Genomic DNA, 20181 nt, shown 5'->3' with positions numbered 1-20181 from the left:
GGTCACGACGCCCTGCCCTCGTTGACACCCTGCCCGGCCTGCCGTACGTTCTGACACGAAACGTGAATCACCTTTCATGTTCGACGCACGAAGGAGTGTCTCCAGGTGTCCGCACGCCCCATCCGCCTGATCGCCCTGATGTCCGCCACCGCAGCTCTCGCGGTGGCCGGATGCGCCCCCTCGACGTCGGGCGGAGGTGAGGGAGGTGGCTCTGCCGACGGTGGTGAGGAGTCGCAGGGCGGCACCGCCAAGGTCGGCATCATCTACTCCGAGACCGGGCCGCTGGCGGCCTACGGCGAGCAGTACAAGCAGGGCCTCGAGGCCGGGATCGACTATGCCACCGACGGCACCGGTGAGGTGGACGGCACGACGATCGAGGTGGAGTACCGCGACGACGCGGGCAACCCCGACACCGCCGTGGCCGCGGCCAAGGACCTCATCGGCCAGGACTACTCGATCCTCGGCGGCACCGTCGTCTCCGGCATCGCCACGGCGATGGCCGAGCAGGCGGCCCAGAACGAGGTCCTCTACATCTCCGGCCCGGCCGCGACCGACGCGGTCACCGGCGTCAACGAGTTCACCTTCCGCTCCGGCCGGCAGAGCTTCCAGGACGTCGCCACGGCCGGGGCCATGCTGGAGGACAAGTCCGGCAAGGTCGTCGTGCTGGCCCAGGACAACGCCTTCGGCCAGGGCAACCTCGCCGCGGTCGAGGCGGTCCTGGGCAGCGAGGGGGCCGAGGTGGCGAGCGTGCTCGTCCCCGAGGACGCCACCGAGTTCACCGGCTTCGCCCGTCAGGTCGTCGACGAGGACCCCGACCTCATCTTCGTGGCGTGGGCCGGTGCGACGGCGGGCAACATGTGGCAGTCCCTCAGCCAGCAGAACGTCTTCGACGCGGCACCGGTCGTCACCGGCCTCGCCGACTCCGCCACCTTCGCGGCCTACGGCGACGCGGGCGAGCAGATCTCCTTCCTGTCCCACTACTTCCCGACCGCACCGGACAACGAGGTCAACCAGGCGCTCGTCGACTCGGTCACCGAGGAGGGCGGCACCCCCGACCTGTTCACCGTCGACGGCTTCGTCGCGGGCCAGATGATCGCCCACGCCGTGGCCGAGGGTGGCGGCGACGACGTCCCGGCGATGATCGACGCGCTCGAGGGCTGGGAGTTCGAGGGGCCCAAGGGCACGACGACCATCCGCGAGGGCGACCACGCCCTCGTCCAGGACATGTTCACCGCCCAGCTCGTGCAGGACGGTGACGCCTGGGTCCCCGAGGTCATCGACACCGTCCCCGCCGACGAGGTCGCGCCGCCGGAGGCCGCGGGCGAGTGACGGCATACGCCCCACCGGACCAGGCACGAGGGGCGGGCGGCGCGCCGTCCGCCCCCGCCCTGGAGGTCCGGGATCTCGCGCTGCGCATCGGCGGGGCGCAGATCCTGGAGGACATCTCCTTCACCGTCCCCACCGGTCAGATCGTCGGGGTCATCGGCCCTAACGGCGCCGGCAAGACGACGTTGTTCAACCTCGTCTCCGGGGTGCACCAGCCGACGTCCGGGCAGGTGCTCCTGGCCGGGCGCGACGTCACCCGCGCCAGTATCACGCAGCGCGCGGTCGCCGGCCTGGGCCGCACCTTCCAGACGTCCTCGCTCTTCCCCGGTCTCACCGTGCACGAGAACGCCCGACTGGCCGCCCAGGTGACCCAGGGCCACGCCATCTCGCTGTTCACCCGGCCGCGCCGCACCGATGCCGCCTCGACGCGGGCCGGGGAGCTGCTCGAGGAGGTGGGACTGGCCCACCGCTCGCAGCACCGTGCCGGCGACCTGCCGCACGGTGACAAGCGCAAGCTCGAGATCGCCATGCTGCTGGCCACCGACCCGCAGGTGGTCCTCCTGGACGAGCCGATGGCCGGCGTCGCCTCGGGCGACGTCCCGAGCCTCACCGAGGTGATCCGCGGCCTGCACCGCGACCACGGCTGCACCGTGCTCATGGTCGAGCACCACATGGAGGTCCTGCTCGGACTCGTCGAGCGGGTGGCCGTCCTCCACTTCGGTCACCTCCTCGCCCTGGACACCCCGGAGGCCGTCATGGCCGACCCGACCGTGCAGAGCGCCTACCTGGGAGAGTCGGTATGACGCGCACACAGCCGGGCGGAACCGTCCGCCCCGAGCAGCCCCCGGTCGGCGACCCCGTGCTGCGGGTCCGCGGCCTGCAGGCCCACGTCGCCGGTCAGCAGGTCGTCGAGCACGTCGACCTCGACGTCGCCCCCGTGGGCGTGACGGCGCTGCTCGGCCGCAACGGTGTCGGCAAGACCTCGACCATCAAGGCGATCCTCGGCCTCATCGGACGTTCGGGCACGATCGAGCTCGAGGGCACGGACCTGGTGGGTCTGCAGACCCACGTCATCGTCCAGCGCGGCGTGGGCTACGTGCCGGAGGACCGGGAGGTCTTCGCGGGCCTCACCGTCACCGACAACCTCCGCCTCGCCGAGCGCCGCGGCAGCGAGCACCGCTACGACCTCGTCTACGACCTCTTCCCCGAGCTGAAGCAGCGCGGCGGTCAGGCGGCGGGCACCCTCTCCGGCGGCCAGCAGCAGATGGTCTCCCTCGCCCGCGCCCTCCTCAACGACAACACGGTCCTGCTCATCGACGAGCCGACCAAGGGCCTGGCGCCCCGGCTGGTGCAGGAGGTCAGCCGGGTCCTGGCCCGCGCCGCGCAGGTGGCGCCCGTCCTGCTCGTCGAGCAGAACCTCCAGGTCGTGCGCGACCTGGCGCAGCACGCCGTCGTGCTCACCGACGGGCGCAGCGTCCACCACGGGCCCGCGGCCGACTTCCTCGCCGACGACGCCCTCACCCAGCGGCTCCTCGGGGTGCACGGGGACACGGGCACCCCCGGCGCGGCGGCCACCACCACCGACCGGGAGGACCACGCATGAGCACCGTCATCCTGCTGCTCTTCACCGGGGTCGGGCTGGGGGCGATCTACTTCCTCGTCGCCTCGGGCCTGTCCCTCATCTACGGGCTCATGCACGTCCTCAACTTCGCCCATGGCGTCTTCCTCTCCCTCGGCGCCTTCCTCGGCTTCGAGGTGGCCTCGCGACTCGGCGCCACGACCTGGACCGGCTTCGCCGCGTCCCTGCTGGTCGGGGCGCTCGCAGGCGCGGTCTTCGCCGCGCTCACCGAGCGGCTCCTCGTCCAGCGGCTCTACGAGCGGCACATCGAGCAGGTGCTCGTCACCGTCGGTCTCGGGCTGGCCGCGGTCGCCCTCTTCGACGGCATCTGGGGCACCGACCCGAAGTTCATCTCCGGGCCGCCCTGGATGGGCCGCACGACGCACATCCTCGGCGCCAACGTGCCCAACGACCGCTTCGTCGCGATCCTCGTCGCCGGGCTGGTCCTGCTGGGTATGGTGCTCTTCCTGCAGCGCACGCGCTACGGCATGATCATCCGCGCCGGGGTGGAGAACCGCGCCATGGTCACCGCGCTCGGCATCGACGTCCGCACCGCCTTCACCCTCGTCTTCACCATCGGCGGGATCGCCGCGGGGCTGGGCGGGGTGCTGGCCAGCCACTACTTCGGCTACGTCTCGCCGTTGCTCGGGCAGACGCTGCTCATCTTCGCCTTCATCGTCACCGTCATCGGCGGACTGGGCAGCCTCACCGGGGCGGCCATCGCCTCGGTGCTCGTCGCCCTCCTGCAGCAGTTCGCCAACTACTACCTCTGGGGCACCGGGGACCTCGCGGTCGTGGTGCTGCTGGCCGTGGTGCTCCTCACCCGGCCCTCCGGCCTGATGGGGAGGCGCGCATGAGCACGTCCGCGACCGACACGGCATACCCGCAGGGCGCCCGCGCCTGGGTCGGCCGGCTGGTGCCGCTCGCCCTCGTGGTGCTGCTCGCCTGCCTGCCGCTGCTCAACCTGCACCTGCCCGGGGTGCTGCCGGGGCCGACCTACACCCCCGGCACCCTGCACCTGCTCGCGCTCGCCATGGTCATGGCCGCGCTGGCGCTCTCCTACCACCTGCTCCTCGGGGTCGCCGGCCTCCTGTCCTTCGGGCACGCGCTCTACTTCGGCTTCGGCGCCTACCTGCTCGGCATCGTCATGTCCGAGCTGGAGCTGGGGCTCGTGCCCTCGGTGCTGCTGGTGCTCCTCGCCGGTGTCGCCTTCTCCCTGGCCCTGGGCGCCGTCAGCCTGCGGGTGACCGGGATCCCGTTCGCCATGGTGACCCTGGCCTTCGCCCAGGCGGGCTCGGTGCTCGTGCGCCGCGACCCGGGCCGGGTGACCGGCGGGGAGGAGGGGCTGCGGCTCCCGACCGACTACGTCCCCGCCGCCCTCGTGGGCGTCGCCGACACGCGCAACCTCTACTGGCTGGCGCTCGCCGCGCTCGTCCTGACCTTCCTGCTCGTGTCGTGGGTGCAGGGCAGCCGGGCCGGCCACGTCGCCGAGGCGGTGCGCGAGAACGAGCTGCGGGTCCGCGTGCTCGGCATGCGCCCCTTCCTCGTCAAGCTGGCGATCTTCGTCGCGGCGTCGGTCATCGCGATCGGGATGGGGATGGTGCACCTGCTCCTCAACTCCGGCGCGGTGCCCCACATCGTCAGCGCGGAGCTGACCATCTCGCTGCTGCTCATGGTCGTCATCGGCGGTGTCGGGTCCCGGTGGGGTGCGGTGGCGGGGGCGGTGCTCTACGTCCTGCTCAACCAGCGGCTCACCGTCCTCGCCCAGGCGGAGTGGGTGCACGACCTGCCGGCCCCGTTGCGGATCCCGCTGTCGGAGCCGATGTTCATCCTCGGCACGTTGTTCGTGCTCGTGGTGATGTTCCTGCCCGGTGGTCTGGCGGGCACAGTGACCCGGCTGCGGGGCGCGCGGCACCGCGGCTCTGGCGACCAGCGGCCCGGTGCTGAGAGGCTGGAGGACGTGGACGACGACCAGCAGGCCGCTCCGGTGGGCGGCGCCCGACCATGAGCACGACGACGAGCGGCGGCGCGGTGGCCGACGGGCAGCACACCCTGGGCCGCTGGCCCGCCGACCGCGCCCGCATCGCCCCCTCCCACGCGGCGATCGTCGACCGCGGCGTCGTGCTGAGCTACGGCGAGGTGGAGCGGCGGGTCGAGGTGCTGGCGACGGTGCTGCGTGGCGCCGGCATCGGCTCCGGTATGCGGGTGGCCACGCTCGTGGGCAACAGCGCCGACCACGTCGTGCTCTTCTTCGCCTGCGCCCGGGTGGGTGCCGCCCTCGCACCGCTGTCGTGGCGGCTGGCCCCGGCCGAGCTCGCCCGGCAGGTGCGGCTGCTCGACCCGGTGCTGCTCGTCGTCGAGGAGGAGACGGGGTCCCTGACCCGCGAGCTGGGTGCGCTGCTCGTCCACCCGGTGCCGACGGCATACCTCACCGAGCTGGGGCGTCCCGGGGTGCTCGGGGGCATCACCCGACGCCCGCCCGCGCCGGTCGCCCCGGTGCACGACGAGGACCCGCTGCTCATCGTGCTCACCTCCGGGAGCTCGAGCGCGCCCAAGGCCGCGGTCCTGTCGCACCGCACCTGCTGGTGGACCAACCTCTCGCTGTCGCGCACCCTGGAGCTCACCGAGCGCGACGTCGTGCTCTCGGTGCTCCCGCAGTTCCACGCCGGCGGGTGGAACATCCAGCCGTTGCTGGCCTGGTGGACCGGAGCGACCGTCGTGCTGGAGCGCACCTTCGACCCCGGCCGCGTGCTGAGCCTCATCCCCGAGCACGGCGTGAGCACGATGATGGGGGTGCCGACGCACTACCTCCTGCTCGCCGAGCACCCGGCCTTCGCCGACGCCGACCTCACCAGCCTGCGCAGCGCGGTGGTGGGCGGTGCGCCGATGCCGCCGCCGCTGCTGCGCACCTTCCACGCCCGCGGCGTGGCCCTGACCCAGGGCTACGGCCTCACCGAGGCCGGCCCCAACGTGCTCTGCCTGCCTCCGCACGAGGCGACCCAGCGGGCCGGCTGGGCCGGCGTGCCCTACCCGCACGTCGAGGTGGCGCTCGCGGACCCGGCCACGGGTGAGCGGGTGGAGGGTGCCGGGACCGGCGAGCTGCTCGTCTCCGGGCCGGGGCTGTTCACCGGCTACCTGCACGACGAGGAGGCCACCGCCGCCGTGCTCCACGACGGGTGGCTGTGGACCGGCGACGTCGCCACCCGCGACGAGCAGGGCTACCTGCGCATCGTGGACCGGCTGCGCAACATCTTCATCAGCGGAGGGGAGAACGTCGCGCCCGCCGAGGTCGAGGCCACCCTGCGCCGGCACCCGGCGGTCGCGCAGGTCGCGGTCGTCGGCATACCGCACGAGCGGTGGGGAGAGGTGGGCGTGGCCGTGGTCGTCCTGCGACCGGGGGTGGCGACCGACGAGCGCGACCTGCTCGAGCACTGCCGGTCGCTCCTGGCGGCCTTCAAGGTGCCCGAGCGGATCATCACCGTCGCCGAGCTGCCGGTCGTCGGCATCGGCAAGATCGACCAGGGCGCCGTGCGGGAGCTCGTCGCGAGGGCCGTCCAGGGTCAGGAGCAGTGATGAGCGTGGAGGGGAGCACCGCCCGCCCGGCACCGCGCACCGCCCGGGGCGCCCGCACCAGGGCCCGGCTGCTGCAGGCGGCCGAGGACGTCTTCGCGACCGTCGGCTACCCCGACGCCTCGATCGTGCGCATCACCGAGCTCGCGGGGGTGGCGCTCGGCACGTTCTACGTCCACTTCACCGGCAAGAAGGAGATCTTCGACGAGGTCGTGCGCGACCTGTCGCGGCGGGTGCGGCAGGCCATGAGCGAGGCCTCCTCGACCGCACCGGACCGCCTTCAGGCCGAGCGGGAGGGCTTCCGCGCCTTCTTCGCCTTCACCGCCGAGCACCCCGCGCTCTACCGCATCATCCGCCAGGCCGAGTTCGTCTCGCCCGAGGTGATGCGCTCGCACTACGACGACATCTGCTCGGGGTATGCCGCCGGCCTGGACGCCGCCATGGGGCGCGGTGAGATCCGCACGCTGGACCCCATGGTGGCGGCCTGGGCCCTCATGGGCGCCGGTGAGCTCATCGGGATGCGCTGGGTCCTGTGGGAGCAGGAGGGCCAGATCCCCGAGCCGGTCTTCGAGCAGCTGATGGCCCTGATCGAGGGCGCCCTGGCGCCCACCACGACGACGGATGGAGAGCAGACATGACGCGCACGGCGATCGTGACGGGTGGGGCGAGCGGCATCGGCGCCGCCGTCAGCCGCAGGTTGGCGGCCGACGGGTTGACGGTCGTGGTGGCCGACCGCGACGAGCGGGCCGCCACCGACCTGGCTGAGGAGATCGACGGCCGACCCTGGGTGGTGGACCTGTCGGACACCCCGGCGCTGGAGACGGCGTCGGTGGACTGCGACGTGCTCGTCAACAACGCGGGGGTGCAGCGGGTCGCCCCGGTGCACGAGTTCGTGCCGGAGGACTTCCGGCTGATCCACCGGCTCATGCTCGAGGCGCCGTTCCTGCTGGCGCGGGCCGCGCTGCCGGGGATGTACGCCCGCGGGTGGGGGCGCATCGTCAACGTCTCCTCGGCGCACGGGCTGCGCGCCTCGGCCTTCAAGTCGGCCTACGTGTCGGCCAAGCACGGGCTGGAGGGGTTGTCCAAGGTCATCGCCCTGGAGGGCGCCCAGCAGGGCGTGACGAGCAACTGCGTCAACCCGGGGTACGTCCGGACTCCGCTCGTCGAGGCTCAGATCGCCGACCAGGCCGCGACGCACGGGATCGGAGAGGAGGAGGTCGTGGAGAAGGTCATGCTGACCCGCTCGGCGGTGAAGCGGCTCATCGAGCCCGACGAGGTCGCCGGGCTGGTGGCCTTCCTCGCCTCCGACGGCGCCGGGATGGTGACGGGCACGTCATACACGATGGACGGTGGGTGGACGGCCCAATGACCACCACCACGACCCTGCCCGAGTCCGTGCTCGCCGTCGTCGGCCCGCGCTACCGCGAGGTGGCCGTGCCGGTGGAGGGGGGCGAGCTCCACGTCGGCGTGTGGGAGCCGGATGTCGACGGGGCTCCCGCCGACGCCGAGGTCCACACGGCGGTCCTGGTCCACGGGATCACCGCCTCGCACGTCTCCTTCGCCGCGCTCGCCCGGGCCCTGCCCGGGGTGCGGCTCATCGCCCCCGACCTGCGGGGTCGCGGGCGCTCTCGCGACCTGCCCGGGCCCTACGGCATGCCCCGCCACGCCGACGACGTCGCCGCGGTCCTCGAGCACCTCGGGGTGCGCGAGGCCGTCGCCGTCGGTCACTCGATGGGGGCCTTCGTCTCGATCGTCCTCGCCGACCGGCACCCGCACCTGGTGCGCAGCCTGCACCTCGTCGACGGAGGTATGCCGTTGCTCCCGCCCCCGGGCGTCGCGCCGCAGGACGTCGCGGCCGCGGTGCTCGGGCCCGCCGCGGACCGGCTGCGCAGGACCTTCCCGAGCCGGGAGGCCTACCGCGACTTCTGGCGCGCCCACCCGGCCATCGGCAGGGAGTGGGACGACGTCGTGACCGCCTACGTCGACTACGACCTGGTGGGGGAGGAGCCGCAGCTCTGCCCGGCGACTCGGCCCGCGGCGCTCGAGGAGGACATCCGCGAGCTGGTCGACGGCGCGTCGGTGCAGCGTGCCCTGGAGAGCCTGCCGTCGCGACCGGCCACGTGGTTCCTCGCTCCCCGCGGGTTGCTCGACGAGGTGCCGCCGCTCTACGCTGACGCGGCCCGCGACCTGTGGACCCGGCGCCTGCCCCAGATGCGCGTGGTCCCGGTCGAGGACGTCAACCACTACACCATCGTGCTCGGTGAGCGCGGCGTGCAGCAGCTGCTGCCGCACCTGGAGGAGGACCTCGGACGATCGGGCTGATCGACAGCCAACCTCCGCAGGGTCGCGGTGGTCATCCCGGTCGCGGCGCTGGCGGTCGTGGTGGCGCTGGGGTCCGTCTTCGGCGCCTTCTGAGGTCGCTCCCTGCGGCAGACTGACGGGGTGGACGACCTCGACGTGCCCCCGGGGCCCGGTGCGCCGGGTGGTCTGCGGGTGCCCGCCGCCGAGCTGGTCGAGCAGTTCTCCCGCTCCTCGGGGCCGGGTGGGCAGGGGGTCAACACCGCCGACACGCGGGTCCAGCTCAGCCTGGACCTCGCCACGACCACGGCGCTGAGCGAGGGCCTGCGGGCTCGCGTGCTGGCGCGGCTGGCGCCCCGGCTGTCGGGCACGGTGCTCACGATCAGCGCGAGCGAGCACCGCACCCAGCTGCGCAACCGCGCCGCCGCCCGCCGCCGCCTGGCCGAGCTGCTGCGCGAGGCGGTTGTGCCGCATACCCCTCGCCGTCCCACGCGCCCGACGAGGGGATCCCAGCGTCGCCGCATCGAGGCCAAGTCGCGGCGCTCCCAGATCAAGGCGCAGCGCCGACGCCCTGGTGCGGAGTGAGGTGGACGGGCTCGGTCCGCGGTACCCGCCGGGCCGACTAGACTGCTGACCCCGTGGCACTCACCATCGGAATCGTCGGCCTGCCCAACGTGGGCAAGTCCACGCTCTTCAACGCGCTGACCAAGAACAACGTGCTCGCCGCGAACTACCCGTTCGCGACGATCGAGCCCAACATCGGGGTGGTGCCGCTCAAGGACGCCCGGCTGGGCCGGCTGGCCGAGATCCACGGGTCGGCGAAGATCCTGCCGGCGACCGTGAGCTTCGTCGACATCGCCGGGATCGTCCGCGGCGCCAGCGAGGGGGAGGGGCTGGGCAACAAGTTCCTCGCCAACATCCGCGAGGCCGACGCGATCTGCCAGGTGGTGCGCGCCTTCCGGGACGACGACGTCGTGCACGTCGACGGCAAGGTCAGCCCGCGCGACGACATCGAGACGATTAACACCGAGCTGGTGCTCGCCGACCTGCAGACCCTCGAGAACGCCGTGCCGCGGCTGGAGAAGGAGGTCAAGGGCAAGCGGGCCGACAAGGAGGTTCTCGACACCGCGCTGGCCGCCCAGAAGGTGCTCGAGGTCGGGGACACCCTGTACGCCGCAGGCCCGGCCGCGGGGGTGGATATGGCGATCGCGCGGTCGCTGGGCCTGCTCACCACCAAGCCGTTCCTCTACGTCTTCAACCTCGACGAGGACGGCCTGACCGACGACGCGCTGCACGACGAGCTGGCGGCCCTGGTCGCGCCCGCCGAGGCGATCTACCTCAATGCCAAGCTGGAGTCCGACCTGGCCGAGCTGGAGGACGAGGAGGCCCGCGAGCTGCTGGAGTCCGTCGGCGTGGAGGAGCCCGGCCTGGACCAGCTGGCCCGGGTCGGCTTCGCCACCCTCGGGCTGCAGACCTACCTCACCGCCGGCCCCAAGGAGTCTCGCGCCTGGACCATCCGTCAGGGCTGGACCGCGCCGCAGGCCGCCGGGGTCATCCACACCGACTTCGAGCGCGGCTTCATTAAGGCCGAGGTCGTCTCCTTCGCCGACCTGGACACCGCCGGCTCGATGGCCAAGGCCAAGGAGGCCGGCCGGGTGCGGATCGAGGGCAAGGACTACGTGATGGCGGACGGCGACGTGGTGGAGTTCCGACACTCGTAACCATGACGGTACGGTGGGGAACATGGGTACCCCTGCCCGCGCGCTGTCCGGCGGTGACATGGCCACGCCGGGCAAGGATGCCACCAGGGACGAACGTTCGCTCGATCGTGACGTGTGCTGATGAAGTCCGAGAGCATGGGCGAAACAGCCGCACGCTCGGTGGCGACCTAGCGACGTCGCTCGATCCGACCCGCGATTCGCCGACGCGATGCGTAGCCGTCCCGAACTCGCAGAGGGCATCCGCAACGGCGCCGTACGATGTCGGCCAGGCAAAACCGGAAGGCTCCGTCAGCGTTACCAAGCTCCGACTCGATCCGGGCAGGTTGGACCTGCCGACTGCGATGAAAGGACAATGATGAGCAACTGGAAGTCGATTCCGGTCGATGAAGCGCTCGACATGCTGCAGTTCTGGGTGGACGCGAACTGGCCGATGACCGAGCGGGAGGCCGCGGAGTTGTCCAGCGAGATCGGCTGGACCCAGGACCAGGACGGCTGGGTGTCCAACGACCGCTTTGGACTGAGCTTTCCCGACGTCGAGGGCATCGGACCGGCAGATGACCCCGTGAAGAGGATCTTGCTGACCCTCACCGATCACGAGAAGCACATCACCGACGACTTTGCTCGATTCATCGCCGGCCGCTTCGCGGAGTACGTCGACGGGGCCGAAAAGCGTTGGGGTAAAGGCGCATTGCGTCGCGGCGAGGTTGATCGCGCCTACTTCGATCTGGAGTCACGGGGCGGTGTCATGATCGTCCGCTCGAAAGTTGTGGAGGCGCTGTACCTCACTCAACCCGAGGTCGACCTGCGGAAGGCGAACAAGGAGTGGGCCGCGTGAGCGTGCAGCAGGCGAGACTGGGCTGGGAGGAGTTCGCGACACAACTGGCGCGTGCCATTCGTGAACTTCCGGATCGAGGATTCCTCGTCGTCCAGGACGGAGCGACTCCTGCCCATGTGCAGTTCGCCGCCGATGACGACGCAGTCGCAGCGGAGTGCACCAGTAACAGCAATCAACAACTCACTCACCCTGCCGACGACAACGGTGAGCAGCGGCTCGCAGAATCAGGTTGGACGCTTTACTCCCATGCCCGGCCGAACTGGACGTTTCGCCTCGACTTTTCGGCGATCACAGCACGGTTCGACCAGCTCGCGCACAGCTGTATCGTCGCCTTGCGCGATGTGTACGTGACCTCGGCCCCCGAGCAACTCAGCTACACCGCATGGCGTGAGCCGGAAGTCATGCACTCAGGCCGGACCTACACCGACGAGGAGATCTCTTCCCTCGATGCGGGGCAGAACCCCCTGCCGGTCGAGAGCCTCACCATTCCGATGACGCGTGGGTGACGAAGTCGTCCCGAAGTCGGTGTCGTTCAACACTGGAGGTCTGAGCAGATGAACACGACCACCACCGCGCCGGTCGGAGAGGTCAGCGTCCGCGTCGTCTGGGCGCGGCCGCAGGAAACCCCCGAGGAGATCGTCCGTCAGGTCGATCTGTTCATGCACGGAATGCGAGAACGTACCGGTATCTCGGTGTGGACCCTGGGGACAGAACGCACGCCGTGGCCCAAGGGCCAGGCAGAACAAGCGGAACTGGTCTCGCAGATGAAGTCGACCGAAGGGCTGGCGCGGCAGGGCGATTGGGACGGTTACGCGTTCTGGGTGCGAGGCTTCACCAGTGAGGCAATGGCAGTCGCGCATGTCAGCGCGGGTCAGGATCACACGGGGGGACGCATCCCGGCTCAACGCGCTCACATCGAGGTCACCGCGGTCGACGGTGAACATATCCTGGGGGCCTTCACCGATGCTGTCGTCAGTTCAGCGGTCGAGGGGTGGGATCCCCTGATGGTCCGGCTCGGAACGATCGAAGTGCAGCGTCTGGCGCGCCGTGGAAACTGGAAGATCACTCCCGGGTATCGGCTCTGGCTCGCTGACGCCGTCGGCAGAATCGATCACGTCGCCGACGGGGTTCAGGCAGAGCGAGTAGAGACCGGCACCCTGCTGACCCTGCCCGGCGACTGGTCTGCCCAACAGGTTGTCGATGCCACTCAGAAAACGCTCGAGCTGAACGGGCTGGACGAGCTACCTCATTGACGGTGCGGTCCATCTGGCAGTCGATTCCCGTCGATGAAGCGCTCGACATGCTGCAGTTCTGGGTGGACACGAACTGGCTGATGACCGAGCGGGAGGCCGCGGAGTTGGCCAGCGAGATCGGCTGGACCCAGGACCAGGACGGCTGGGTGTCCAACGACCGCTTTGGACTGAGCTTTCCCGACGTCGAGGGCATCGGACCGGCAGATGACCCCGTGAAGACGAAGTGGAGTCCTGCAGAGTGGATGCTCCTATTGCTGTCAAGCGTCCTGTGGTGGGCTGATCTTGTCCAGAGCGAGGGTGGCGAGGCGTTCGAGTTCGGGGTCGGCGCGGGTGCCGATCTCGAGTCGCCGTAGGCGCTGGTAGGGGACGCCAAGGCTTTGAGCCAGGACGCTGATCGGGGTGCCGATCGCCTGTCGCCGGGCTCGGAGCTCGTGTCCGGCCGGGTGGTCCTTGGCAGGGTTGAGCAGGGCGGCGTAGACCTCGTTCGCGACATGTCGTTTCAGGCACCGCATGATGTCGCGGTCCGTGAGTTGCTCTGCGCGACGCCGTTCGAAGTAGACCGTCGTGCGCGGCTCGCGGTGCCGCATGCGCAGCAGCACGATGCGGTGCAGGGCGGCGTTCGCGTGCCGGTTCCCGCCGCGACAGAGCCGGTGCCGTGTGCGTTGCCCGGACGAGGCGGGGATCGGGGCGACGCCGGCGAGAGCGGCGAAGCTCGCCCGGGTGCGCAGCCGCTCGGGGTTGTCGCCGGCGGCGACCAGGAGCGTCGCGGCGGTGACCGGGCCGACTCCGCTCAGTGACAGCAGCGTGGGGTTGACCTGCCGGGCGAGGAAGTCCAGCTGCTGTTCAATGAGGTCGATCTCAGCTTGCATCGTGAGGTAGCGAAGCGCGAACCGCCGCAGTGTCTGCCGGGCGACCACGTCCGGGTCAGGAGACGGGATCGTCCCGGGCCTGGTCTTTGCGAGCGTGTTCACCAGTCGCTGCCCGCTGAGGTGTCGGAACGCTTGTCGCACCAGCTCGGGCGCGGTGATCAGCAGTGCATGGATCTGGTTCATTACCTGTGCTCGCGCCTTCGCTGCGGAGCGTCGCTCTGCCAGCAGGATCCGCATCGACTCGACTGCTCCGTCACCAGACTTCGGGATCGCGGTGTCGGTACCGGCTAGGACCGCGACGGCTGCCTGGTGCGCGTCGAGCGGGTCGGACTTGCCTCGACGCCGTCGTGTTTGCCGGTCCTGGCGTGCGACTTCAATGACGGTCAGACCGGCGGCGTTCAGCGCTCGGACGAGACCGGCCCCGTAGGAACCAGTCCCCTCAACACCAACACGTGCGACATCGCCGTGCTCGTGGAGGAACGCGATGACCTGCGCGTAGCCGCGGCCGTCTGCGCGGAACTCTCGGTCGGCGACAGGTCTGCCAACGAGATCGAGGATTGCGACGTGATGCGTGTTCTTGTGCGTGTCGACGCCTGCGACCAGCCCGGCCGGTGGCGGTAGCGGGTTGGTGAGCGGCGCGTCGAGTGTCATGCTCGTCATTGACGGGAATCCCTTCCAACGGTGGGTGAACGTCACCGCGGGTCGGGTGAGTGCAGACAGCACAAAGGTGAGACGACTTCCCGGTCAGGCTCCTATCAAGTCATGTACCCGCCCGGCCCGCAGCGACCCCGGCGTCGACGGACAGATCCACAAAAAGACAGCCGCGAACGGCGTCCGTGTAATTTCGGGTCACGCCGGCGCCGGAGCCGAATCTATTATCTCTGTGTACGAGCACCGGGTGAGCGTGTCCTGCTGGGGTAGCCGCGGCCACCGGTGTGATCCTTCGAGTGATCTCTCGCAACCGACTCGAGAAGGATGCACCACGTTGGCCGCTGGCCCCATTATCGACCCTGAGCAGTTCCTGCACGAGCAGCTGGCCCAGGCCAGTCCTGACCTGATGCGTGAGCTGCTGGGCACGTTCATCAACAGCTTGGTCTCGGCGCAGGCCGACAGCGGTGTGCGGCGCCGAGTTCGGCGCCCGCACTACCGAGCGCACGAACCGGCGTAACGGGTACCGGCACCGGGACCTGGACACCCGCGTCGGCACCCTGGACGTGGCGATCCCCAAGTTGCGCGAAGGGAGCTTCTTCCCTGACTGGCTGCTGCAGCGGCGCCGTCGCGCCGAGGCGGCGCTGACCACGGTGGTGGCGACCTGCTACCTGCTCGGGGTGTCCACGCGGCGGATGGACAAGCTTGTCACGGCCCTGGACATCACCGGCCTGTCCAAGTCCCAGGTGTCGACGATGGCGGCCGACCTGGACGAGCACGTGGAGTCCTTCCGCACCCGCCCCTGGACGGCGGCCCCTACACCTTCGTGGCTGCCGACGCCCTGGTGTTGAAGGTCCGCGAGGGCGGCCGCGTGGTCAAGGTCTCCGCCCTGGTCGCGACCGGGATCAACGCCGAGGGCTACCGGGAGATCCTGGGCATCCAGGTCGCCACCGGCGAGAGCACCGCGTCCTGGCTCGCCTTCTTCCGCGACCTCGTGGCCCGCGGCCTGACCGGCGCGGGCAGGGTGGGCCTGGTGACCTCTGATGCGCACGCCGGCCTGGTCGAGGCCATCGGTGCCACGTTGTCGGGGACGGCGTGGCAGCTGTGCCGCACCCACTACGCCGCCAACGTGATGGCCGCCACGCCCAAGTCCTCCTGGCCGTGGGTCAAGGCGCTGCTGCACTCGGTGTACGACTAGCCCGACGCCCCGGGGGTGCACGCCCAGTTCGACCGGGTCATCGACGCGCTCACCGAGAAGCTGCCCGCGGTCGCGGGCCACCTGGAGGACGCCCGGGCCGACATCCTGGCGTTCACCGCCTTCCCCAAGGAGGTGTGGCGCCAGATCTGGTCGAACAACCCCAACGAGCGGCTCAACCGCGAGATCCGCCGGCGCACCGACGTCGTCGGCATCTTCCCTAACCGCGAGTCCATCATCCGCCTCGTCGGTGCCGTCCTGGCCGAGCAGTACGACGCCTGGGCCGAGCAACGCCGCTACATCGGCCTCGACGCCCTCACCCGCTGCCGCACCGCCCTCATCGAGCCGACGGAGCCCGTCAAGGAGATGAGCACCACCCTCGTCCCCGCCCTAACCGCCTAACCCCTCAACGAGGGATCACCTCGTACACCACTCCACCAGACTTGACCGTCCAAAACGTGGTGGAGTTCCGCTTCAACGTCTGACCGAGCATCGCAGCTGGTCACGATGGGAGGTGGGGTTGTTGGGAGGGCGCTGGTATGTCGATCAGCACGGCGGACGCGCAGACCGCCGCCAGCTGTCGGGTCCACCAGGGCGCTGCGCGACGCGGAACGTCAAAGACTTCGCTGAGACCGGCATCGACCTCATCGATCCGTCGACGGCGGGTGCCTCCTAGGCTGAGCGGGTGACCGGGCGACGACGTGACCACTGAGACCAGCGGTCGGACCGCACCCGCTCCCGACCCCGCCCGCTGGCGGATCCTCGCGGTCACCCTGGCCGTCGGCTTTATGTCGCTGCTCGACGTGACGATCGTCAATGTCGCGATCCCCTCGATGCGCAACGGTCTGGACACCTCCGCGGCCACCATCCAGTGGGTCGTCTCCGGGTATGCCCTGGCGTTCGGCCTCGTCCTCGTCACCGGTGGACGGCTGGGCGATGCCTTCGGCCGGCGCCGGCTCATGCTCATCGGGCTGTCCGGCTTCGTCCTGTCCAGCGCCGCCTGCGGGCTGGCGCCGAGTGCCGAGGTCCTCATCCTGGCCCGGCTGGCCCAAGGCGTCTCGGCCGGGCTGCTCTCCCCGCAGAACACCGGCCTCATCCAGGAGCTCTTCACCGGACCCGAGCGCGGCCGAGCCTTCGGCATCTTCGGGCTCGTCGTGTCGGTGGCCTCCGCCATCGGCCCGGTGCTCGGCGGCCTCATCATCGCGCTCGCGGGGGAGGACGGCGGGTGGCGGTGGATCTTCCTCGTCAACGTGCCCATCGGGCTCGTCCTGCTCGTGGCCATCGCGAAGATGGTGCCGGGAGCAAGACCAGAGCAACGGCATACCCCTCGGCGCAGCGCCGACCCGCGACCCACGCGCCCGAGCCTGGACCTGGTCGGCGCAGCCCTCCTGGGGGTGGCCGTGCTGTGTCTGCTGCTGCCCGTTGTCGCGCTGGAGTCCGGCCGGACCAGCACCCTGCTGCTCCTGGCCCTGGTGCCCGTCCTCGGCTGGGCCTTCGTCGCGTGGGAGCGCCGTCTGGGCCGCACCGGCGGCGCCCCGCTGCTCGAGGTCGACCTGCTGCGGCGCACGCCGGGGTATGCCAACGGCATCGTCGTCGGCTCCCTCTACTTCACTGGGTTCACCGGCGTCTTCCTCGTGCTGTCCGTCTACCTCCAGGACGGCCTCGGTTACTCCACCCTGGCGACCGGGCTGCTGCTCACGCCATTCGCGGTCGGCTCCGCACTGTCCTCGCCGTGGGCGGGCAAGGCGGTCAGCAGCTGCGGTCCCCGACTGGTCGCCTCGGCGCTGGTCTTCATGATGAGCGGACTGGTGCTGCTCGGGCTGATGGCGTGGGTCGCCGAGGAGAAGTCCTGGCTGTGGGCGGCGCTCGCGATCCCCCTCTTCCTCGCCGGGCTCGGTGGCGGGGCGGTCATCTCGCCCAACTACACCCTCACCCTGGCTGACGTGCCTCCCCGCATGGGCGGCGCGGCCAGCGGTGCCCTGCAGACGGGGCAGCGCGTCGGCACGGCGATCGGCGCGGCGGTCATGGTGACGGCCTACCAGCTCGGCGTCGCGGCCGGTGGCGCCTCCGGAGGTCTGCGCGCCGCGATCGTGACTGCCCTGCTCATCCTCGGTATGGCGCTCGCCGCCGCGGTCCACGGCGCCCGGCGACGCGCCCCGACTTCCTAGCCACTCGACCCCCCGACTCGGGTTAGCGTCGCGTTCATGCCCACCCTGAACGGAACCTGGCTCATCACCGGACTGCGCGGCACCCTCGCGCCGAAGGTCGCGGCGCGGATCCTCGGCCTTGGCGGTGAGGTCGTCGGCTGGGACCGGGAGGCCGTGCCGCCCGACGACGTCGCGGCGGGCGCGGCATACCTCGCGGACCTGCGACCGAGCGGCATCCTCCACCTCGGCATGGGTGCCGAGGCGTGGGCGGGGAGACTCGCCGCCCACGCCCGCGCGCACGAACTGCCGTTCGTCGTCGCGAGCTCGGTCTCCGTCTTCGGTGACGCGCCGGGTGACCCGGACGGACCGTTCCGCCCCGCGGACACCCCAACCGCCCAGGACGACTACGGCAGCTACAAGGCCCGGTGCGAGGACGCCGTCCGCGCCGCCCACCCCGACGCCGTCATCGCACGCATCGGGTGGCAGGCCCACCCCGACGGCCGCGGCAACAACATGGTCGCCCAGCTCGCCGCCCAGGCGCAGGCCGCAGGGGGAGTGGTCCGCGCGAGCCGGCTCTGGCGCCCCGCCACCTCCTGGATGGACGACACCGCGGCGGCGCTCGTGGACCTCGCGACGTCCGGGCGCGCGGGCACCGTCCACCTCGACAGCAATGCCGTCGACGCGTGGACCTTCCCCGAGATCGTCCGGTATGTCGCGCGGCTCACCGGCCACTCCTGGACCGTCGAGGAGCACGACGAGCTCGACCACGACTCCCGGCTGGTCGGCGACGAGGACCTCGTGCCGGCGCTGTCAGACCGTGTGAGGATCGAGGCATGACTCACCAGCACCGAAGGCACCTCGTCGTGGGCGCGATCGCCGCCCTGGCTCTCACCGGCTGCACCGGCGACGACCCCGCAGGAGAGGCCGACGCGGCCGACCCCGACACCTCCCCGGAGACCTCCACGACGACGCAGGACGCAGCCGACGCCTCGTCCGCGGCGGCCGAGGGCGCCGCGGGGTCCACCCTCGACACGATCCTGGCCGAGGGCGCGATGCAGGTGTGCACCACCGGGGACTAACGGCCCTTCACCGAGCTCGACGAGGACAGCGGGGAGTTCAGCGGCATCGACGTCGACATGGCGCGCGACCTCGGCGACACGCTGGGCGTCGAGGTCGAGTTCGTCCAGACGAGCTGGGAGACGCTCATGGAGGACTTCCTCGCCGACTGCGACATCGCCGTGGGCGGCATCTCCATCAACACCGCACGTGCCGAGCAGGCCTTCTTCTCGGCCGCGGTCATGGCCGACGGCAAGACCCCGATCGCGCGCTGCGAGGACGTCGACAAGTACCGCACCGTCGACCAGATCAACGACCCGGACGTCACCTCGATCATGCCCAAGGGCGGCACCAACGAGGTCTTCGCCCAGGAGAACTACCCGGAGGGCGACCTCGTCACCCACGACAACCTCACGATCTTCGACGAGATCGTCGAGGGGCGGGCCGATGTCATGACGACCGACCGCTCGGAGGTGCTCTACATCGCCCAGGAGTACGACGAACTGTGCGCGACCAACCCCGACGAGCCGTTCGACTACTTCGAGAAGGCCTTCCTGCTGCCCCGGGGCGACGTCGTGCTCAAGCATTACGTCGACCAGTGGCTGACGATGGCGCTCAACGACGGCACCTACGAGGAGATCACCGAGCCGTGGCTGGGTGACGTCGACCTGGCGCTGCCCGACCGAGGCTGAGCGACGCCGGCCACGGCCGGGGTATGCCCGTCGTGAGCGACGGGCCGGTCACCCGCCCCGCGGGTCGTCCGGCGAGGCGAGGAAGTCGAGGCGCACCGTGCGGTCGGCGTTGTCGACGTTGAGGTCGACCAGGCAGATGCTCTGCCAGGTGCCCAGCGCCAACCGTCCCGCGTCCACCGGGACGGTCGCGTAGGGCGGGACGACGGCGGGCATGACGTGCGAGCGACCGTGACCGCGGCTGCCGTGCGCATGCCGCCACCGGTCGTCGGCCGGCAGCAGGTCGCCCAGCGCGGCGAGCAGGTCGTCGTCCGAGCCGGCGCCGGTCTCGATGATCGCCAGCCCGGCCGTGGCGTGGGGGACGAAGACGTGCAGCAGTCCGTCTCCCCGCCCCTCGACGAAGCTCGCGCACTCCCGGGTCAGGTCCAGGACGACCTCGTCCCCTCCCGTGCGCACGTCCAGCGTGAGTGTCTGCATACCTCCCAGCATGACCGACCCGGCCGCCACCTGTCAGCGCGGGCGGGCCGCTCGACGGGTCGTCGACCGACCCTCAGCTGCTGAGCTGCCCGCCACCCGCGCGGCGTGCACGGCGCACGGCGATGAAGGAGCGGACCCCCAGCACGACATACCCCACCAGCAGGACGAAGGTGATGGTCCCCGAGATCACGGCCAGCGGCCGATCGGCCTCACCGGCGATGAGGTCGCCGAGCCCGAGGACGTTGCGCAGCGTGCCGAGGGCGCCGACGAGCGCGACGACGAGGGCCGCGTGGATCCAGACCTTGGGGTTGCTCCGGCCGAGCACGCCGCACACCGCGAGCACCGCACCGAGGATGGCGGGGATGAGGGCCGTCCAGCTGGACGTGTCGCTCGCGAGGTAGCCGATCACCCCCACGGCGATGAGCAGCGAGCCGAGGATGACGGTGGTGCGGGGCATGGACGAGTTCTGCATCGTGTCC

21 protein-coding genes and 2 pseudogenes are annotated in these 20181 nt (G+C 70.7%); 20 read left to right on the top strand and 3 right to left on the bottom strand.

Going from position 1 to position 20181, the window contains the following annotated elements; translation table 11 throughout:
- Positions 1–138 precede the first annotated feature (138 nt).
- The 15 genes from FA582_RS11350 (at position 139) to FA582_RS11280 (ending at position 12974) form a co-directional block, all read left to right on the top strand.
- Positions 139–1329, top strand: a complete 1191-nt coding sequence (locus tag FA582_RS11350; RefSeq protein ID WP_051125171.1) for a substrate-binding domain-containing protein — start codon at positions 139–141, stop codon at positions 1327–1329.
- On the top strand, positions 1326–2129 hold the full coding sequence (locus FA582_RS11345) for an ABC transporter ATP-binding protein (protein WP_010148012.1): 804 nt from the start codon (positions 1326–1328) through the stop codon (positions 2127–2129). The genes FA582_RS11350 and FA582_RS11345 overlap by 4 nt, the downstream gene beginning before the upstream one ends.
- On the top strand, positions 2126–2929 hold the full coding sequence (locus FA582_RS11340; RefSeq protein WP_010148011.1) for an ABC transporter ATP-binding protein: 804 nt from the start codon (positions 2126–2128) through the stop codon (positions 2927–2929). The genes FA582_RS11345 and FA582_RS11340 overlap by 4 nt, the downstream gene beginning before the upstream one ends.
- Positions 2926–3801 carry a branched-chain amino acid ABC transporter permease gene (locus tag FA582_RS11335; RefSeq protein WP_010148010.1) on the top strand — a complete coding sequence of 292 codons (876 nt, stop codon included), beginning with the start codon at positions 2926–2928 and terminating at the stop codon, positions 3799–3801. The genes FA582_RS11340 and FA582_RS11335 overlap by 4 nt, the downstream gene beginning before the upstream one ends.
- Complete coding sequence (locus FA582_RS11330) at positions 3798–4952, top strand: branched-chain amino acid ABC transporter permease (RefSeq protein WP_147899822.1); 1155 nt, start codon at positions 3798–3800, stop codon at positions 4950–4952. Before FA582_RS11335 ends, FA582_RS11330 begins: the two co-directional genes overlap by 4 nt.
- On the top strand, positions 4949–6517 hold the full coding sequence (locus tag FA582_RS11325; RefSeq protein ID WP_010148007.1) for a class I adenylate-forming enzyme family protein: 1569 nt from the start codon (positions 4949–4951) through the stop codon (positions 6515–6517). The genes FA582_RS11330 and FA582_RS11325 overlap by 4 nt, the downstream gene beginning before the upstream one ends.
- Positions 6517–7152 (top strand): TetR/AcrR family transcriptional regulator, encoded by a 636-nt coding sequence (locus tag FA582_RS11320; RefSeq protein WP_010148005.1) that lies wholly within the window; start codon positions 6517–6519, stop codon positions 7150–7152. Before FA582_RS11325 ends, FA582_RS11320 begins: the two co-directional genes overlap by 1 nt.
- Positions 7149–7883 (top strand): 3-hydroxybutyrate dehydrogenase, encoded by a 735-nt coding sequence (locus tag FA582_RS11315; protein ID WP_010148004.1) that lies wholly within the window; start codon positions 7149–7151, stop codon positions 7881–7883. Before FA582_RS11320 ends, FA582_RS11315 begins: the two co-directional genes overlap by 4 nt.
- A complete protein-coding gene (locus FA582_RS11310; RefSeq protein ID WP_010148003.1) occupies positions 7880–8836 on the top strand; it encodes an alpha/beta fold hydrolase in 957 nt (318 codons plus the stop codon). The genes FA582_RS11315 and FA582_RS11310 overlap by 4 nt, the downstream gene beginning before the upstream one ends.
- A gap of 120 nt (positions 8837–8956) precedes the next feature.
- Positions 8957–9397 carry an alternative ribosome rescue aminoacyl-tRNA hydrolase ArfB gene (gene arfB / locus FA582_RS11305; RefSeq protein ID WP_010148002.1) on the top strand — a complete coding sequence of 147 codons (441 nt, stop codon included), beginning with the start codon at positions 8957–8959 and terminating at the stop codon, positions 9395–9397.
- Positions 9398–9450: 53 nt separating this feature from the next.
- The gene (ychF, locus tag FA582_RS11300; protein WP_010148001.1) at positions 9451–10533 is read left to right on the top strand and encodes a redox-regulated ATPase YchF; all 1083 of its coding nucleotides are present in this window, start codon (positions 9451–9453) and stop codon (positions 10531–10533) included.
- A gap of 355 nt (positions 10534–10888) precedes the next feature.
- The gene (locus FA582_RS11295; protein WP_141567643.1) at positions 10889–11368 is read left to right on the top strand and encodes a DUF6301 family protein; all 480 of its coding nucleotides are present in this window, start codon (positions 10889–10891) and stop codon (positions 11366–11368) included.
- Positions 11365–11874 carry a TY-Chap domain-containing protein gene (locus FA582_RS11290; protein WP_141567642.1) on the top strand — a complete coding sequence of 170 codons (510 nt, stop codon included), beginning with the start codon at positions 11365–11367 and terminating at the stop codon, positions 11872–11874. The genes FA582_RS11295 and FA582_RS11290 overlap by 4 nt, the downstream gene beginning before the upstream one ends.
- A 48-nt stretch (positions 11875–11922) precedes the next feature.
- A complete protein-coding gene (locus tag FA582_RS16765) occupies positions 11923–12621 on the top strand; it encodes a hypothetical protein (RefSeq protein ID WP_010147998.1) in 699 nt (232 codons plus the stop codon).
- A gap of 2 nt (positions 12622–12623) precedes the next feature.
- Entirely contained in the window at positions 12624–12974 is a 351-nt protein-coding gene (locus tag FA582_RS11280; protein WP_141567641.1) for a hypothetical protein, read from the top strand.
- On the opposite strand, the gene FA582_RS11275 is transcribed toward FA582_RS11280, so the two are convergent.
- Positions 12879–14141, bottom strand: a complete 1263-nt coding sequence (locus tag FA582_RS11275) for an IS110 family RNA-guided transposase (protein WP_202798093.1) — start codon at positions 14139–14141, stop codon at positions 12879–12881. The two genes, FA582_RS11280 and FA582_RS11275, sit on opposite strands and share 96 nt — an antisense overlap.
- Positions 14142–14475: 334 nt before the next feature.
- On the opposite strand from FA582_RS11275, the pseudogene FA582_RS11270 reads away from it, so the two are divergent.
- The 5 genes and pseudogenes from FA582_RS11270 to FA582_RS11250 form a co-directional block, all read left to right on the top strand.
- Positions 14476–15735: pseudogene (locus FA582_RS11270) on the top strand (IS256 family transposase).
- A 299-nt stretch (positions 15736–16034) separates the two neighbouring features.
- Entirely contained in the window at positions 16035–17501 is a 1467-nt protein-coding gene (locus FA582_RS11260; protein WP_010147992.1) for an MFS transporter, read from the top strand.
- Between the two features lie 36 nt (positions 17502–17537).
- Positions 17538–18317 carry a sugar nucleotide-binding protein gene (locus tag FA582_RS11255; protein ID WP_010147991.1) on the top strand — a complete coding sequence of 260 codons (780 nt, stop codon included), beginning with the start codon at positions 17538–17540 and terminating at the stop codon, positions 18315–18317.
- Positions 18314–18559, top strand: a complete 246-nt coding sequence (locus tag FA582_RS17190; RefSeq protein ID WP_010147989.1) for a hypothetical protein — start codon at positions 18314–18316, stop codon at positions 18557–18559. The genes FA582_RS11255 and FA582_RS17190 overlap by 4 nt, the downstream gene beginning before the upstream one ends.
- A gap of 15 nt (positions 18560–18574) precedes the next feature.
- Positions 18575–19228 (top strand): annotated as a pseudogene (locus tag FA582_RS11250) (transporter substrate-binding domain-containing protein); the annotation flags it as partial.
- Between the two features lie 48 nt (positions 19229–19276).
- Here FA582_RS11250 and FA582_RS11245 read toward each other — a convergent pair.
- Complete coding sequence (locus FA582_RS11245; protein WP_010147987.1) at positions 19277–19702, bottom strand: YjbQ family protein; 426 nt, start codon at positions 19700–19702, stop codon at positions 19277–19279.
- A gap of 73 nt (positions 19703–19775) precedes the next feature.
- Complete coding sequence (locus tag FA582_RS11240) at positions 19776–20159, bottom strand: hypothetical protein (RefSeq protein ID WP_033229055.1); 384 nt, start codon at positions 20157–20159, stop codon at positions 19776–19778.
- Positions 20160–20181: the final 22 nt, after the last annotated feature.

Source organism: Serinicoccus profundi (genome assembly GCF_008001015.1).
Taxonomy (GTDB): Bacteria; Actinomycetota; Actinomycetes; order Actinomycetales; family Dermatophilaceae; genus Ornithinicoccus; species Ornithinicoccus profundi.
The sequence above is the reverse complement of the archived record's forward strand: the minus strand, read 5'-3'. Positions and strand labels throughout refer to the sequence as shown.